The 16,106-nt window shown below is 69.9% G+C and carries 11 protein-coding genes and 1 pseudogene; 3 read left to right on the top strand and 9 right to left on the bottom strand.

Annotation, left to right across the window (positions count from 1 at the left end; all coding sequences use genetic code 11):
• Positions 1-7: 7 nt before the first annotated feature.
• A complete protein-coding gene (locus BUR99_RS08695; protein ID WP_143231550.1) occupies positions 8-4,759 on the top strand; it encodes a DUF4082 domain-containing protein in 4,752 nt (1,583 codons plus the stop codon).
• 42 nt (positions 4,760-4,801) lie between these two features.
• On the opposite strand, the gene BUR99_RS08690 is transcribed toward BUR99_RS08695, so the two are convergent.
• The 5 genes and pseudogenes from BUR99_RS08690 to pip form a co-directional block, all read right to left on the bottom strand.
• Positions 4,802-5,809, bottom strand: coding sequence for a TolB family protein (locus BUR99_RS08690; RefSeq protein ID WP_074259947.1), 1,008 nt, complete (start codon positions 5,807-5,809; stop codon positions 4,802-4,804).
• Positions 5,806-7,242, bottom strand: coding sequence for an MFS transporter (locus BUR99_RS08685; protein WP_234980799.1), 1,437 nt, complete (start codon positions 7,240-7,242; stop codon positions 5,806-5,808). Before BUR99_RS08685 ends, BUR99_RS08690 begins: the two co-directional genes overlap by 4 nt.
• A 2-nt stretch (positions 7,243-7,244) precedes the next feature.
• A complete protein-coding gene (locus BUR99_RS08680; protein ID WP_074259945.1) occupies positions 7,245-7,895 on the bottom strand; it encodes a hypothetical protein in 651 nt (216 codons plus the stop codon).
• A 582-nt stretch (positions 7,896-8,477) separates the two neighbouring features.
• Positions 8,478-9,368: a KPN_02809 family neutral zinc metallopeptidase gene (gene ypfJ / locus BUR99_RS08675; RefSeq protein ID WP_074259944.1), complete on the bottom strand. Its 891-nt coding sequence runs from the start codon at positions 9,366-9,368 to the stop codon at positions 8,478-8,480.
• Positions 9,369-9,647: 279 nt separating this feature from the next.
• Positions 9,648-10,598 (bottom strand): annotated as a pseudogene (gene pip / locus BUR99_RS08665) (prolyl aminopeptidase); the annotation flags it as partial.
• Between the two features lie 239 nt (positions 10,599-10,837).
• On the opposite strand from pip, the gene BUR99_RS08660 reads away from it, so the two are divergent.
• Positions 10,838-11,851, top strand: a complete 1,014-nt coding sequence (locus BUR99_RS08660) for a malate dehydrogenase (RefSeq protein WP_074259943.1) — start codon at positions 10,838-10,840, stop codon at positions 11,849-11,851.
• A 30-nt stretch (positions 11,852-11,881) separates the two neighbouring features.
• Positions 11,882-12,061: a hypothetical protein gene (locus BUR99_RS08655; RefSeq protein WP_074259942.1), complete on the top strand. Its 180-nt coding sequence runs from the start codon at positions 11,882-11,884 to the stop codon at positions 12,059-12,061.
• 40 nt (positions 12,062-12,101) lie between these two features.
• Here the strand turns inward: BUR99_RS08655 and BUR99_RS08650 are convergent, their stop codons facing one another.
• The 4 genes from BUR99_RS08650 to BUR99_RS20235 all read right to left on the bottom strand — a co-directional run bounded on the left by BUR99_RS08650 (position 12,102) and on the right by BUR99_RS20235 (position 16,104).
• Complete coding sequence (locus BUR99_RS08650) at positions 12,102-12,866, bottom strand: TetR/AcrR family transcriptional regulator (RefSeq protein ID WP_074259941.1); 765 nt, start codon at positions 12,864-12,866, stop codon at positions 12,102-12,104.
• Between the two features lie 117 nt (positions 12,867-12,983).
• Positions 12,984-15,113 (bottom strand): acyl-CoA dehydrogenase family protein, encoded by a 2,130-nt coding sequence (locus BUR99_RS08645; RefSeq protein ID WP_074259940.1) that lies wholly within the window; start codon positions 15,111-15,113, stop codon positions 12,984-12,986.
• 175 nt (positions 15,114-15,288) lie between these two features.
• On the bottom strand, positions 15,289-15,687 hold the full coding sequence (locus BUR99_RS08640) for a DUF7144 family membrane protein (RefSeq protein WP_074259939.1): 399 nt from the start codon (positions 15,685-15,687) through the stop codon (positions 15,289-15,291).
• Positions 15,688-16,104, bottom strand: coding sequence for a hypothetical protein (locus BUR99_RS20235; RefSeq protein WP_159440970.1), 417 nt, complete (start codon positions 16,102-16,104; stop codon positions 15,688-15,690).
• Positions 16,105-16,106 lie beyond the last annotated feature (2 nt).

The raw sequence follows: 16,106 nt of genomic DNA, 5'->3' as shown, positions 1-16,106 counted from the left end.
CCCAACCGTGAATGCAATCCACGATCAACAGCAGACTGGCGCGAACCCGGGTTCGAAGACCGTTCGGCGCCTCCTCGCCCTCACGGCCGTCGTCGGACTGACCGCCACGCTCGGCATCACCACCTCCGCGACGAGCGCCGACGCGGCCGCCTGTGCCAACCCGATCGCCTGCGAGAACGCGCTCCCCGGCACCGACCCGTCCGTCTGGCAGATCGACGGTGCCGGCGATGACTCGATCCAGGGATTCGCCACCGACATCAGCGTGAACGTCGGCAGCACCGTCGACTTCAAGATCGATACGAACGCGCGCGCCTACACGATCGACATCTACCGCACGGGCTGGTACCAGGGCCTCGGTGCGCGCAAGATCGGCAGCGTCGCACCGAAGGTGACGCTCCCCCAGAGCCAGCCCCAGTGCATCACGGATGTCAGCACCGAACTCTACGACTGCGGCAACTGGCGCGTCTCCGCCTCATGGGCGGTGCCGTCGACCGCCGTGTCAGGCGTGTACGTCGCGCTGCTCACCCGTGCCGACACGGGCGGACAGAGTCACATCACGTTCATCGTGCGCGATTCAGCGAGCACCGCCGCCGTCATGTTCCAGACCTCCGACCCGACCTGGCACGCGTACAACCTGTACGGCGGATCGGACTTCTACGCGGGCGCGGCGAACGGTCGCGCCTACAAGTTGAGCTACAACCGTCCGTTCTCGACGCGGAACGGCGTGACGACCCGCGACTTCTACTTCTCGGCCGAATTCGCGATGGTCAGGTTCCTCGAACGGAACGGCTACGACGTCACCTACGCGAGCGGGGTCGACACCGCGCGCAACGGGGCGGCGTTGCTGAAGCACGAAGTGTTCCTCTCCGTCGGGCACGACGAGTACTGGTCGGGCGCGCAGCGGGCGAACATCCAGGCGGCACGGGACGCGGGCGTCGACATCCAGTTCCTCGGCGGCAACGTCGGGTACTGGCGCACCCGGTACGAGCCCTCGGCCGATGCCTCAGCCTCGCCCTATCGCACGCTCGTGAGCTACAAGGAGACGTGGTCCAACGGGAAGGTCGACCCCTCGCCCGAGTGGACCGGAACCTGGCGCGACCCCCGGTTCGCGACGACGGCGAACGGCGGGAACCTCCCGGAGAACCAGCTCCTCGGCACGATGTACATGTCGAACCACTCCGATCTGCCCGTCACCGTGTCCGCCCAGGAGGGGAAGACACGGCTCTGGCGCAATACCGTGCTCGCGACCAAACCGGCGGGGAGCACGACACAACTGGCCGCCCATACCGTGGGCTACGAGTCCGACGAGGACATCGACAACGGTCGGCGGCCACCGGGCCTGATCCGTCTCTCGACGACGACCGGCGCTGTTCCGGAGTACCTCCAGGACTTCGGCAATCGCGTCGCGCCCGGTGTCACCGAACACCACGTGACCCTGTACCGCGCGAAGAGCGGGGCGCTGGTGTTCTCCTCGGGAAGCATCCAGTGGACCTGGGGACTCGACCAGGGGCACGACGGAGACGGCGCCGCCGCCGACCCCAGGATGCAGCAGGCCGAGGTCAACCTGCTCGCGGACATGGGCGCGTTCCCGGCCTCCCTGCAGTCGGGGCTCGTGGCTGCGACGCGGAGCACCGACACGGTCGCCCCGACCCTGACGATCAGCTCACCTGCTACAGGGACCCAGGTCGCGAACGGGTCGATGGTCACCCTCACCGGCACGGCGAGCGACACGGGCGGCGTGGTCGCGGGAGTCGAGGTCTCGACCGACGGCGGCGCGTCGTGGCACCCCGCCACCGGGCTCACGAACTGGAGCTACTCGTTCGCGCTGCACGGCATGGGCGAGGTCTCCGTGCTCGCCCGCGCCATCGACGACAGTGCCAACTTCCCCGCCGCCGGCACCGAAGTGAAACTGCGGGTCACCGGCCCCTACTCCGCGTTCGGCGCCGAGACGCCCGTCGTGCCCGATGCAGGTGACGGATCACCGGTCGAACTCGGGCTGCGGTTCACCCCCATGGTCGGCGGGTTCGTCCAGGGCGTCCGGTTCTACAAGAGCAGGGCCAACACCGGCACCCACACCGGTTCGCTGTGGGCCCCCAACGGGACGCTGCTGGCGACGGGGACGTTCACGGGAGAGAGCGCGGAGGGGTGGCAGGTGCTCCGCTTCGCCACACCGGTCGAAGTGAGCGCCGGAACGACCTACACCGCGTCCTACTGGGCTCCGAACGGCCACTACGCCGCGGTGCCGCACGCGTTCACCGCGAGCGGTCTCGAGCGGGATCCATTCCTGCTGCCCGGCGGGCTCGGCGGTCAGCCGGCAGGGGTGTTCGGCATCCAGGGCTGGATGCCTGCAGAGTCCTGGGACGCCTCGAACTACTACGTCGACGTCCTCTTCGACACGAACGACACCTCCCCGGTCACCGCCGTCTCGCGCTGGCCGCTGCCCGGTTCGTCCAGTGTCGCCACGAACACGACGATCTCGGCCACGCTGTCGAAGCCGGTGACCAGTTACGAGGTCCGCGTCGTCGACGAGCTGGGGTCGGTCGTGGCAGGTGCGACCGTCTACGACGCGGCGACCCGGACACTCACCTTCACCCCGACCAACCGGCTCGCCGGTTTCGTGAACTACACCGTGCAGGTGACCGCCACCACCGCGACCGGGCTCCCGCTCGGAGCAGGGGCGACCTGGACCTTCCGCACGGCGAAGCCCGATCCCGTGCCCGGCGCCTGCCCGTGCGGCCTCTTCACCGACTCGACGGTCCCGGGCGTCCTCGACAATCCGGAGCAGGTGAGCCTCGTGCTCGGCACCGCGTTCAAGACGGCCGTCAACGGCAAGGTGACCGGAGTGTCGTTCTACAAGGGAGCGGCCAACACCGGAACGCACACGGGGAGCCTGTGGACGGCATCGGGCACGCTGCTGGCGACCGGCACGTTCACCGCGGAGACGACGAGCGGCTGGCAGACGCTGACGTTCGCCACCCCCGTCGCCGTCACCGCGGGCACGGAGTACATCGCGGCGTACCGCGCTCCGGCCGGCCACTACTCGACCACGATCGGCGCGCTGGCGTCGCCGCTCAGCGTGGGCCCGCTCTCGACGACCGCCGGGGCCGGGGCCTACAGCTACGGCGGCGACTTCCCCTCGAGCCGCAGCACGTCGAGCTACCTCGTCGACGTGGTCTTCGATCCGGCCCCCACGGCGCTGGCCGTCGTCTCGACGACTCCCGCCGAGAATGCGACGGATGTCACGGTCGGTTCCACGATCTCGGTCGCGTTCAACGCGAAGATCGCCGACGGCTACTCGCTCACCGCCAGTGCGGCGGGCACGTCGATCACCGGAACGACCACGTTGTCCGCGGACCGGAAGCTCCTCACCTTCGACCCGGCCGCGGACTTCGCTCCGGGTGCCACCGTCACGGTCTCGCTCAAGAACGTGACCGCATTCGACGGCCCCGGTTCGCTCGCCGATCGGACCTGGAGCTTCCAGGTCACGGCGCCGGTCCCCCCTGACGTGTTCCGCCTCTTCAGCGATCGGACGCCCGAGGTCCCCGCGGCGAACGACCCGTCGTCTGTCGAACTCGGGGTCGCGTTCACGTCGACGACGAACGGCGAGGCCACCGGCATCCGCTTCTACAAGGGCGCAGGCAACACCGGGACGCACACGGGATCGCTGTGGGACGCGGCGACCGGGCAACGCCTCGCGACCGTGACGTTCGCGGCGGAATCGTCGAGCGGATGGCAGCAGGCCTCGTTCGCGACGCCGGTCGCGATCCAGCCCGGACGCGAGTACGTCGCGTCGTACCTGGCACCGAACGGGAACTACGCCTACACGTCGAACGACTTCGCCGTCGCCCAGGTGAAGGGCCCGCTCACCGCGGTCGCCGAGCTCAACGGCCGGTACCGGTACGGGGCCGGTGCCGAGATCCCGGCCTTCAGCTGGAATCGCACGAACTACTTCGTCGACGTCGTGTTCCGCGATCTGCCCGATCCCCCGAAGCCGGCCGTGCTCGTGAGTTCCGTGCCGGCGAGCGGTGCCGCCCTCGTCGATCCCCTGACCGTCGTCCGTGCGGTGCTCGGCGGCGACCTGCTCGGCGGTACGCCGCAGATCGCGCTGAGCGGACCCGGCGGCGCCGTCCCCGGCGTCTCCGCGTGGGACGCCGGAGCATCCACGGTGCGATTCACACCCACAAGCCCGCTGCCGGCGTCGACCAAGTTCACGGCGACGGTGACGGTCGCCGGCGGGACCGGCAACGGCAGCGTCGGCGGCGGCACCTGGTCGTTCACGACGGCCTCGGCCGTGACGGGCCCCGTGTTCTTCGCCGGTCAGACGCCCTCGAACACCTCGTGGGACGACGCCACCACCGTGCAGCTCGGCGTGCGGTTCACCACCTCCGCCCCGGTGCGGGTGTCGGCCATCCGGTTCTACAAGGCGCCCGGCGATGCCGCCACCCATCAGGTGTTCCTCTGGGGCGCCAACACCGTGACCCCGCTCGCGACCGCGACCAGCACGACGGAGACCGCCTCGGGCTGGCAGACCGTCCAGTTCCCCACCTCGGTCGTGCTCGAGCCGGGCGTGGAGTACCGCGCGACGTACCTCACCACCCGTGGTCGCTATGCAGCGGATCTCAACGCACTCGCCGCATCCGTCGTGCGCGGCTCGCTGGCGACGCTTCCGAACGGCGGGGTCTACACCTACGCCGGTACGAACTACCCGGGCCAGATCACGGCCCACAACCTCTGGGCGGACATCGTCGTCAGCGGCTGAGGCTCCGACAGCGGCTGAGGCTCCGACACCGCGGGCCGCCGGCTAACGGACGACCGAGGGCGACCAGGCGTGCTCGATGAGCAGCTCGGGCTCCCCGCCGCCGTCGGCGGCGATCGCCCAGACATCGCTGTCTCCGGCGGCGGCCCGTGGGAGACCGTAGACGATCGTCTCGTCGTCGAGCCACTCCACCTGGTCGTCGACGTTGCGCGACTCGGGCAGGACGACCTCCTCGCCCGTCGCGAGGTCGAGCACGGCGATCGTCCACGTCTTCGTCGGCGCCTCGCCGACGGGCTTCTTGAACGCGATGCGCTCGCCGTCCGGGGAGAGCGAGGGGCACTCGACTGCGTCATGGATGGCGACGAGGGTCCGATCGCCGAGATCCCCGCGGACCAGCCAGGTGCGCCCTCCTGCGGCGGCCGTGGCGAAGAACCCGTCGGTACCGGGCACGAAGGTCACACCCCAGAAGTTCCGGTCGACGGAGGTGACGGAATCGCCGTTGACCGTGAAGGCGAAGTCCTCGAGGTTGCCGTACTCGGTACCGTCGGCGCCGACGATGACCGTCGCGGTCGAGAAGCCCACGGTCGCGTAGGTGTGGCCCGTGACGAATGCCGTCGATGCCCAGTAGCTCGAGTCATCCGCGACCCGCGTGCGGCTCGGGACGCCGGGCAGCGGAGCTTCCCATCGGGCGTCGAACCGTTCGTCGAGCACCTGCCATTCGAACCTCGTCACGATCCCGCGCTGCGTGCGCAGGCACGAGACGAGCGCGGCGCTCGCGTCGACGCGATCGCACGTGAGCTCGGCGACGGCACGCGCCGCGCCCGGTGCTCCGATCGGCACCGAGGCGACGTGGCCGTACTCGGTCCCGGGATCGGTCGATCGGAAGACGATCTGTCCCGGCTCGATCGCGGTGAGTGGTGGGCCGCTGCGTTCGCCGGCGGTCGACGCGACGGCCTGGAATCGGAGGAAGGCCGAGATCGCGTACGCGAGCGACCCGCCGAGCAGGACGATCGCGGCCACGACGACGATCGTCCACTTCAGTCTCGGCGTCATTCGGCGGGCTCCGCACGGCCTTCGTCGTGCAGGGGCGGACTGTCGGATGTCGCGTCGGCCGCGACGACGGCTGCCGGCACGTCATCGTGCGGCGGGCCTCCCGTCGACCTCCCCTTCGCCCCCAGCAGCAACCAGGCCGCGATTGGGATGAGGACCGCGAGGATGACGGCCACGACCATGACCGCTTCCGTCCGTCCGATCGTGTACCAGAGCAGGCCGAAGCCGACGGAGGCGATGAGACGCGTGACCGCGACCACCGTCTGCGCCGCGGCGATGCCGCTCGCGCGTGCGGCCACCGGGGTGCACTGGCTCGCGAGTGCGGCGAGGATGCCGTCGGTCGCCGCGTAGAAGGCGCCCAGCAGCACGAGGCACGCGATCGTGATGAGCGCACCGCTGACGGGGATGGCCGCGAGGACATAGGTGCCGAGGAGGGCGACGTGCCCGATGACGAAGATCCGGGCGCTGCCGAACCGGTCGGACAATCGCCCGAACGGCACCGCCAGGGCGAGGAAGGCGATGTTGGTGCCCACGTAGAACAGCGGAAACCACTCCGCGGCGAAGGCTCCACGACTCTGCAGCACGAGGTAGACGAATCCGTCGCCGATCGTGACCGATCCGAACAACGCCGCGACGAGGAGCAAACGGGTGAGCCTGGGGTCTCCGAGGTGCTTCCATCGGAACGGCGCCGGGCGGCCGTCGCCGGCGGCGCGTTCCGCACGCGGTCGCTTGTTCGGCACGAAGATTCCGAGGACGATCACCCCGAGCACCGCGAACGCGAGCGACACCACGAAGACGGTCGTGTACCCGTCGGGGATGAACAGGAGGATGACGAATGCGAGGAGGGGCCCGACGGCGGCGCCGACCGTGTCGAGCATCCGATGCACGCCGAACGAGCGGCCGAGGGAGGAGGGTTCGGATGACGCGGCGATGAGCGCGTCGCGCGGTGCCGTTCGTGCCCCCTTGCCCAGTCGGTCGACGACCACGACCGCCGTGAGCGCGGCGAACCCGCTGGCGAAGAGCAGCCCCACTCGCGCGATCGCCGAGATGCCGTACCCGAACATGGCGACCCACTTGGGCTGATCGCCGCGGTCGGCCGCGTACCCGGCTGCGATGCGCACGATGGCGCTGACCCCTTGGTAGAGGCCGTCGATGAATCCGTACGCGACCGTGGAGAGGCCGATGACGCCGGTGATGTAGAGCGGGAGGATCGCCGCGGTCGCCTCGGACGAGATGTCGGTGAACATGCTGACGATGCCGAGGGCGATGACGACCGAGGAGACGCGTGCCGACGCGACCCGGACCGTCGGCGATATCCCTCCTGGTGCGCCGGCCGACGTGTCGGCACCGTCGGCACCGTCGGCTGCGCCCTCCGTCTCGGTCTCGGCGTCGGGTTGCTGCTTCGCCTTGCGCAGATCCGAGAATGAGAGGTACACGGTCATCCCTGCGCGGTCAGGGTCGCGAACACCGTGTAGTCGGTTCCCGCCGAGCCGCCGGTCACCGTCACGACGAGGGAATCGCCGCCGTTCGCGAAGCTGAGCGCCCGGGAACCGCCGACGGCCGGCGCGATCGTCGAGGTGAGTCCGAGCGACCCGAAGTGCTGCGAGTAGAAGTCGAGCACGGCCTGCGGTCCGGCCTCGGTTCGCGCTGCGAGCGTCGCCTGCAGGTGCTCTCCCGCCGAGCTCACCGAGCTCGAGACGATTTCGGATGCCTCGTACACGGCGATGCCCGCCGGAAACCCGTCGACGAGACCACCGGACACCGCGGCGTCGGGTGGCAGCGGACTCGAGACGAACGGCGTGGGAACGACGGGATCGGGCAGCCCCGACATCGGTTCGAGGGGCGGAAGCACCTCGCTCGCGTTCCCGTCGTCACCGGACGACCCGGGCGGCTCGGACGCCCCGGCCGCGGAGTCGTCGCCGTTCGGGCCGGTGGCCGTGCCCGGTGCATCGGCGCCGTCCGTTGCGACGGAACTGGGATCAGCGGCCCCGCCATCGGCGGCGAGCCGGTCGAGGGTGACGGCGACCGCGAGGATCACGACCGTCGAGACGCCGACCGCGATGAGGATGCGCCGCGTCGTCCACGCCATGTCCCCCTCCTCGGCTCAGCGTCTCGTCCGAGTGTGTTCGACGAGGCCCGAGGAGCGTGCGCGATGTCGTCTGTCTGTTCCGCCTCGGTGCTCGTTGCGCAGGGAGTGCACTCCACGGACGTGCACCACGTTACGACCGTTCAGCCGCGCGCGCTTCCCCCATTTCCGGGGGCGACCCCGGTGGGTCGCACGGCGCACGCACGCACCGCGCAACGTTCACCAGGCCGGGCGGGCTCCGTCAGGCGAACGTCGCAGCGCTCGCAGACTGAGCGCCGGTCCCCCCGGTTCGGGCGTCGTAGTCTTCCCGATCCTCGCACCGAGCTGCGTGCCCTCGTTCCGAGGCGCACCGTCCATCGGCTCCGCGTACCAGTGGTCGGCGCCGCGGCTGCAGGTGCACGAGAGCGCAACCGTCTCGTCGATCGTCACCGCGCGGAAGAACTCACGGTGAGGAGTCGGGGTGTCACGTCGTCGTCGTGCCATGATCGTCGCTCCGTCCTGCGCACGTCACGGTGCGCTTACTGGAGAGACGGCGGACCGACCGGATCATGACGCCGATCGGGCGAATTCGTTCGCGCCGTGCGGTCAGAGGCTGCCGGCGCCGACCGAGAACGTGTCGCAGGCCTGGGCACCCTGCTCGAAGCCGGCCTCGAACCAGTCCTTCCGCTGTTCGCTCGTGCCGTGCGTGAAGGAGTGCGGGTTCACCTGGCCCTGCGTCGCCTGCTGGATGTGGTCGTCGCCGACCGATGCGGCGGCGTCGAGCGCGTCCTCGCGTTGCGCCACGGTGATCTGCTGCAGGAACGGCACGCCGTTGTCGTCGGGCACCGTCGAGGCGTTCGCCACCCAGGCGCCGGCGAAGCAGTCGGCCTGCAGCTCGACCCGCACGGCGTTCGACGCCGGACCCGTCTGCCCGTCCTGCGTGCGCCCGAGCACTCCCGCGAGGTTCTGCACGTGGTGGCCCCACTCGTGCGCGATCACGTACATCTCGGCGAGCGTGCCGCCGTTCGCGCCGAACCGGCTGCGCAGCTCGTCGTAGAACGTCACGTCGATGTAGATCGTCTGGTCGGGCGGGCAGTAGAACGGCCCGGTCGCCGACGAGGCGCTGCCGCAGGCGGTCGTCGTCGCCTGGTCGAAGAGCACGAAGTCCTGCGGGGCGTTGTAGTTCACGCCGATGGCCGGCGCCTCTTCGACCCAGTACGACTCGAGCGAGGCCGACGCGCCCTTCATGCGGCACTCGACGTCCTCGTTCGCGTCCTGGCCGGTGAGACACTTCTCGAGGGTCGAGTCGCTCGCCTCGGGCTGGCCGCCGCCGCCGCCGCCGCCGCCGACGATCCCGGTCAGGTCGACGCCCAGGAACTGCGAGATCAGGAAGATGGCGAGCGCGCCGATTCCGCCGCCCACGACGGCGATGCCCGTGTTGCGGCCGCGCTTGGATGCCTTGCCCTTGCTGATGTCGGCGTCGGGATTGAACGTCATGGTCAGACGCTACCGGGTGCCGGGGCGGTCGTCGTGGTCGGTGCGCCGGTCGGCATCGTCATCGTCGTCGTCGTCGTCATCGTCATCGTCATCGTCATCATCATCGTCGTCGTCGTCTTCGACTTCGTCTTCGGCGTCGTCTTCGGCGTCGTCTTCGGCGTCGTCATCGTCTTCGGCGTCGTCGTCGTCGTCATCGTCGTCATCGTCGTCATCGTCGTCATCGTCGTCATCGTCGCGACGCTCGTACACGACGGCGTCCCCGCCGAACCCGTCTCCACCGGCGAAGCGATCGGTCGCCGTGATGAGCGCGTCGAGGATGCCGGGTTCGTCGAAGGCGTGACCGGCGTCGTCGATGATCGTGAGTTCGGCCTCCGGCCACGCGCGGTGCAGGTCCCATGCGGTCATCGCGGGCGTGCACATGTCGTAGCGCCCTTGGATGATCACGGCCGGGATGTCGCGGAGTCGCGATGCATCCCGGATCAGCTGTCCCTCGTCCCACCAGCCGCCGTGCCGGAAGTAGTGATTCTCGATGCGTGCGAACGCCGTGGCGTACTCGGGGGCCGTGTAGCGCGCGACGTTCGCAACCTGCGGCAGCAGCGTGATCGTCGAGGACTCCCACCGTGCCCACGCGATGGCGGCGGGCTCGTGCACCTCGGGGTTCGGGTCGGCGAGCAGCCGCCCGTACGCCTCGACGAGGTGCGTGCGCTCGAGCGCCGGGATCGGGGCGATGAAGTCCTCCCACAGGTCGGGGAACACCGCCGAGGCGCCGCCCTCGTAGAACCAGTCGAGCTCCTGACGGCGCAGGGTGAAGATGCCGCGCAGCACGAGTTCGGTGACGCGCTCGGGGTGGGTCTGCGCGTACGCGAGCGCGAGCGCACTCCCCCACGAGCCGCCGAACACCTGCCAGGTGTCGATGCTGAGATGCCCGCGCAGCCGCTCCATGTCGGCCACGAGGTGCCATGTCGTGTTGGCGGCGAGGTTCGCGTCGGGCTCGCTCGCGTGCGGGATCGAGAGACCGCAGCCGCGCTGGTCGAAGAGCACGATGCGATAGCGCTCGGGGTCGAAGAGCCGGCGGTGATCGGGCGCGGTTCCGGCGCCGGGTCCCCCGTGCAGGAACACGACCGGCTTCCCCCGCCGATTGCCCGACACCTCCCAATAGATGTGCTGGCCGTCCCCCACGTCGAGCATGCCGGTCTCCAGCGGCTCGATCTCCGGATACATCTCTCTCATGGCGCCACGGTATCGACCACCGGATGCCACGGCCGGGTGCCGCGCCGGAACCGCATGGCGGCTCGCAACATGCCGACCACCGGATGCCGCGGCCGGGTGCCGCGCCGGAACCGCATGGCGGCTCGCAACATGCCGACCACCGGATGCCGCGGCCGGGTGCCGCGCCGGAACCGCATGGCGGCTCATCGCCGTCCGTTCCGGCGACGGATCGGATGCCGCGAGGCGGTTAGGCTCGGAGCATGGCCGCGAAGAAGCCGATCACCGTCACGCTCACGGGCGCGGGCGGCCAGATCGGGTACGCACTCCTGTTCCGCATCGCCTCGGGCGCCATGCTCGGGCCCGACACCCCGGTACGGCTCAACCTGCTCGAGATCCCGCAGGGCCTGCGCGCCGCAGAGGGCGCGGCCCTCGAGCTGCAGGACTCCGCCTTCCCGCTGCTCTCGCACGTCGAAGTCTACGACGACGCGAACGCCGCCTTCGCCGGGTCGAACATCGCCCTCCTCGTCGGCGCCCGCCCGCGCACCGCCGGCATGGAGCGCGGCGACCTGCTCAGCGCGAACGGCGGCATCTTCGGCCCGCAGGGCGCCGCGATCAACGCCGGCGCGGCCGACGACATCCGCGTCGTCGTGGTCGGCAACCCCGCGAACACGAACGCCCTCATCGCCTCGGCGCACGCACCGGATGTCCCGGCCGAACGCTTCACCGCGCTCACACGGCTCGACCACAACCGTGCGCTGGGTCAGCTCGCGGCCACCGTCGACACCCCGGTCGGCGACATCCGCGGCGTCACCATCTGGGGCAATCACTCGGCGACGCAGTTCCCCGACATCGCGCACGCCACCGCGGCGGGCGACTCGGTTCCGGGGCTTCTCGCCGGCCGCCTCGGCGGTCCCGACGGGGTCCGCGAATGGCTCGTCGACGAATTCATCCCTCGGGTGGCCAAGCGAGGCGCCGAGATCATCGAGGTGCGCGGCTCATCGTCGGTCGGCTCTGCCGCGAGCGCGACGATCGACCACGTGCACGACTGGGTGCTCGGAACTCCCGACGGGTGGACGAGCGCTGCGGTCGTCTCCGACGGCTCCTACGGGGTGCCCGAGGGACTCGTCTCCTCGTTCCCGGTCGACTCGGTCGACGGCGCCTGGCGCATCCGCCAGGGACTCGAGGTCGACGACTTCGCCCGGCGCCGCATCGAGGCATCCGTCGCCGAACTCGTCGAAGAACGCGACGCGGTGCGCTCCCTCGGGCTGCTCTGACGACCTCCGGCGCCGACGTAGGCTGAGGGCATGGCCGAGCAGACCCCCTCACGCAATGCCCGTCGCAATCAGCTGATCGTCGGGCTCATCGTCGGCGTGCTCGTCGGCGTCGGCGTGAGCCTCTGGACGAGCTTCTGGCTGTGGCTGCCCGCGGGCATCGTGGTCGGCGTCGTCACCGGCCTCCTCATGCGGCCGCCCGCCGAGAAGTGAACGGACGCGAGCGGTCCTGGCGCCGCTCGTCTCGCCCGATTCATCGCTCGGCCGTGACCCCGATGTAGTCCACGATGCCGTCGATCAGGCGCGCGAGTCCGAACTCGAAGCCGTCCGACGGGTCTGCGGGATCCGCCGCGCCCGCGGCCTGCCCGACCCGTGCCGACACGGGATAGCGCTCCGCATCGAGGATCTCGTCGAGCAGCGGCTCGTTGCGCTCCCACCAGTCGACGGCCGACTCCTGGTCGGCCGCGCGATGCCGCTCTGCGTCGAGATGCGCGCGCGCCGGCCCGGTAACGAAGCCGAGCAGCAGCGTGACGATGCGGTCCATGTCGAGGTCGGAGAGTCCGAGGCCGTCGATCGCACGCAGGCACCACTCCCAGTGGTCGGAGACGTTCGGCCCGAGGGGCGGCCTGCTGGTGTCGATCGAGAGCAGCCACGGATGCCGCAGGTACTCGTTCCACTGCTGTCGCGCGATCTGTGCGAGGCGCTCGCGCAGGTCGCCGTCGAGGCTCGGCAGCGCCATCTCGCCCGCGACGCGATCGACCATGAGGTCGACGAGCTCGGCCTTGCCCGGCACATAGGTGTAGACCGACATCGGCTTCAGCCCGAGACGGTCGGCGATGCGCCGCATCGACACGGCCTCGATGCCGTCGACATCGGCCAGTTGCACCGCCGTCGCGACGACCTCGTCGACGCTCGATCGCTGCTTGGGACCCCTGGATCCGACGGGCTCGCCGAAGTGCGACCGCCACAGGAGCCGAAGGGTGCGGTCCGGTTCGCTGCCTGTGGATTCTCCCGCCATGCCGGACAGCCTATATTCTCCGTACACCTTACGGACGTCCGGCCCGATGCCCTCGAACCCGCGAACGGGCACGACGAAGGCCGGGGGCCGACGGACCCCCGGCCTCCTCGATACGCGCTACTTCTTCTTCGACTTCTCGGGCACGGGCAGCGTGCCCGCTGCGCGCTGCGCGGCGTAGTAGGCGCGTGCCTCGTCCTGCCGCTCCTGCTCGGCGCCCGACGCGATCTTCGCGCGCAGGTGCTCGGGGCCGTAGCCGAACGCGTCGACGAGGTCCTGGGCGTGGGGACGCAGCCGTTCGAGCAGTCGGTCGATGTAGGCGGTGACGGCCTGCGCCCGCTGCGGCGAGAGCCGGCCGTTGATGAGGTACCACGCGAGGTGCTTCTCGACGAGGCCGAGCCCGAAGAGGTCGCGCACCCACGTGAGCACCTGCTTCGTGCCGGGGTCGGTCGTCTTCGCGAGCGCGCGGGTGAACGCCTCCCACTGCAGCAGTTCGCCGTGCGCGCGTGCCGCCTCGATGAGCTCGTTCTGGTTGCGGTTGAAGGCTGCGGCCGCATCGGCCTTCGGGAGCTTCCGCGCATCGCGCAGGCGACCGGCGATCTCGGAGATCATCGCCTCGACCCGGTCGGTCAGCAGCTCTCGCTGCGTCTGCTCGTCGCGGAGCTCGGAGACCGAGCGGGCCGTCGAGCCGAAGTCCGCGATGGTCTGCGCCAGTCGGCGCAGCCCGGTGCCGTGATACGCGCGGTCGGCCGTCTGGGCCACGACGTAGCGCGCCATCACACCGGCGTCCGCCTTCGCGAACTGCTTCGAGAAGTCGGTGAGCAGGCGCTTCGCGACGAGCTGCAGCAGCACGTTGTTGTCGCCCTCGAACGTCGCGTAGACATCGAGGTCCTGACGCAGCCCGACCATGCGGTTCTCGGCGAGGAATCCGGCCCCGCCGGATGCCTCGCGCGTCTCCTGCAGGGTCTCGAGCGCGTGCCAGGTCGAGAGCGGCTTCAGCGCTGCGGCGATCGTCTCGAGGTCTTGACGGTCGTCGTCGGTGTCGGCGGCGCCCGAGAAGACCGCGTCGAACTTCACGAGGAACTCATCGTGCGCGAAGATCTGCGCGTACGTCGTCGCGAGCTTCGGCAGCAGTCGGCGCTGGTGGCGCTGGTAGTCGAGCAGCACCTCTTCGTCGGTGTCGCTCGCCGCGTTGAACTGGCGGCGCTGGTTGCCGTACGTGATCGCGATCGTCAGCGCCATCGCGGCGGCGGTCGTCGCCGCGCCGTCGAGCGAGACGCGACCCTGCACGAGCGTGCCCAGCATCGTGAAGAAGCGGCGACCCGGGCTCGAGATGGGGCTCGAGTAGGTGCCGTCTTCGGCGACCGAGCCGTAGCGGTTCAGCAGGTTCTCGCGCGGCACGCGCACGTTCGTGAAGTGCAGACGCCCGTTGTCGATGCCGTTGAGGCCGCCCTTCAGGCCGTCGTCCTCACCGCCGATGCCCTTGAGGAATCCGCCCTTGGTGTTGCGAAGCGGCACGTAGAAGGCGTGCACGCCGTGGTTGACGCCCTTCGTGATGAGCTGCGCGAAGACCACGGCGGCGGTGCCGTGCAGCGCCGCGTTGCCGAGGTAGTCCTTCCACGCGCCGCGGAACGGCGTGTTGATGACGAACTGCTGCTTCGCCTCGTCGTAGGTCGCGGTCGTGCCGATCGCCGCGACATCCGAACCGTGACCGGTTTCGGTCATCGCGAAGGCGCCGGGCACCTTCAGCGACATGATGTCGGGGAGGAACGTCTCGTGGTGGAACTCGGTGCCGAGGTGCAGCACGGCGGCGCCGAAGAGGCCCCACTGCACGCCCGCCTTGATCTGCAGGCTGGGGTCGGCGATCACGAGCTCTTCGAACTGGGCGATGTTGCCGCCGTGGTCGTCGAACCCGCCGAGCGAGGTGGGGAAGGCGCGGTGCACGGCGCGCTGGTCGACGAGGATCTTCAGCTGCCCGAGCACGCGCTCGCGGTGCTCGGCCATCGACTGCCCCTCGATGCGCTGCAGGTCGGGGTGGGCGGCGCGCTCGCGGGCGCCGAGCCGGAGGTCGGCCCAGGTGCCGAGCAGCTGCCGGCCGAGCGTCGCCACATCGATCGACGGCTGGGCGGGCGGGGCGGGCTGCGGGGCGGATGCCGCGGTGCGCGCGGACTTCGGCGGCGAAGTCTCGGCCGAGCGCTCGGGGGCGGCCTTCTGCTGCTTCGAGGCGGTGCGGGGTGCCGTGTCAACCATCGTCGGTGTCTCGTCCTTCGTGTGCGGTCTGGGCTTCATTCCACGGTAGGTCGAGGGCATACGGCGAGGAAACCCTGCATCCGTGCCCTACAAACGGGCGCGGCGGCGCGTCGGACCGCACTGTGAGGACCCTACAAAAGGCACTTGTGGCATCGATGGGATACCGACAACGGATTCAGTCCCGGAAGAAGGCGTTCGCTCGGCCCGACCAGAGGAACGCGAGCACGATCACCGAGATGACCACACTGAAGTACTCGCCGATCGCTCCCGCCGGGTAGGCGATCGCGAGGAAGATCGAACTCGCGATCGAGAGCACCTGCAGGATCGTGATGAACATGCGCGCGCCGGAGCTGCCGCGGAGCAACCCGCCGGCCACGGCGATGACGACGACGCCGATGAGGATCGAGATGATCGCCGAGGCGATGAGCTGGCTCGCGCCGCCGAACTGCTCCACCGTGGCCGCGACGCTCGTCTGGAAGAGCAGGATCGTACCGCCGATGGCGTCGAGGAAACCCGAGATCCAGGTGAGCACCGCGATGAACGTGACGCCGCCGGGGCGGCCGACCGCATTCACTCAGGCCTCCGGCTGCCGGCTACCGAAGAACACACTCGACTTGTGCCCCCAGAGCAGGAAGAGCACGATGAGCGAGATGACGATGCCGAGCCACTCGCCGACCGCACCGCCCAGGTACGCGAAGGCGAGGAAGAGCGAGCCGATGATCGAGAGCACCTCGACGACCGTGATGATCATGCGCGACACCCAGCTGCCGGTGAGCAGCCCAGCGGCCACGGCCACCACGATCAGGCCGAGCACGATCGAGCCGATCGCGGCGACGTAGAGCGGGCCGGTGCCGCCGAGACCGTCGGCGACGGATTCGACGCCCGCCTGGAACAGCAGGATGGTGCCCGACACGATGTCGAGCGCCCCCGCGATCCACGCGAGGATCGCGACGATGGTGACGCCCATCGGCCGAGTCATCTGATCGGACATGC

The sequence above is a fragment of the Agromyces cerinus subsp. cerinus genome (genome assembly GCF_900142065.1).
Lineage (GTDB): Bacteria > Actinomycetota > Actinomycetes > Actinomycetales > Microbacteriaceae > Agromyces > Agromyces cerinus.
The sequence above is the reverse complement of the archived record's forward strand: the minus strand, read 5'-3'. Positions and strand labels throughout refer to the sequence as shown.

Coding starts and splice junctions, on each gene's coding strand:
- BUR99_RS20235 (WP_159440970.1), bottom strand. CDS start 16,104: ATGTCCGATCAGATGACTCGGCCGATGGGCGTCACCATCGTCGCGATC.
- BUR99_RS08655 (WP_074259942.1), top strand. CDS start 11,882: ATGGCCGAGCAGACCCCCTCACGCAATGCCCGTCGCAATCAGCTGATC.
- BUR99_RS08660 (WP_074259943.1), top strand. CDS start 10,838: ATGGCCGCGAAGAAGCCGATCACCGTCACGCTCACGGGCGCGGGCGGC.
- ypfJ (WP_074259944.1), bottom strand. CDS start 9,368: ATGACGTTCAATCCCGACGCCGACATCAGCAAGGGCAAGGCATCCAAG.
- BUR99_RS08650 (WP_074259941.1), bottom strand. CDS start 12,866: ATGGCGGGAGAATCCACAGGCAGCGAACCGGACCGCACCCTTCGGCTC.
- BUR99_RS08680 (WP_074259945.1), bottom strand. CDS start 7,895: ATGGCGTGGACGACGCGGCGCATCCTCATCGCGGTCGGCGTCTCGACG.
- BUR99_RS08645 (WP_074259940.1), bottom strand. CDS start 15,113: ATGGTTGACACGGCACCCCGCACCGCCTCGAAGCAGCAGAAGGCCGCC.
- BUR99_RS08690 (WP_074259947.1), bottom strand. CDS start 5,809: ATGACGCCGAGACTGAAGTGGACGATCGTCGTCGTGGCCGCGATCGTC.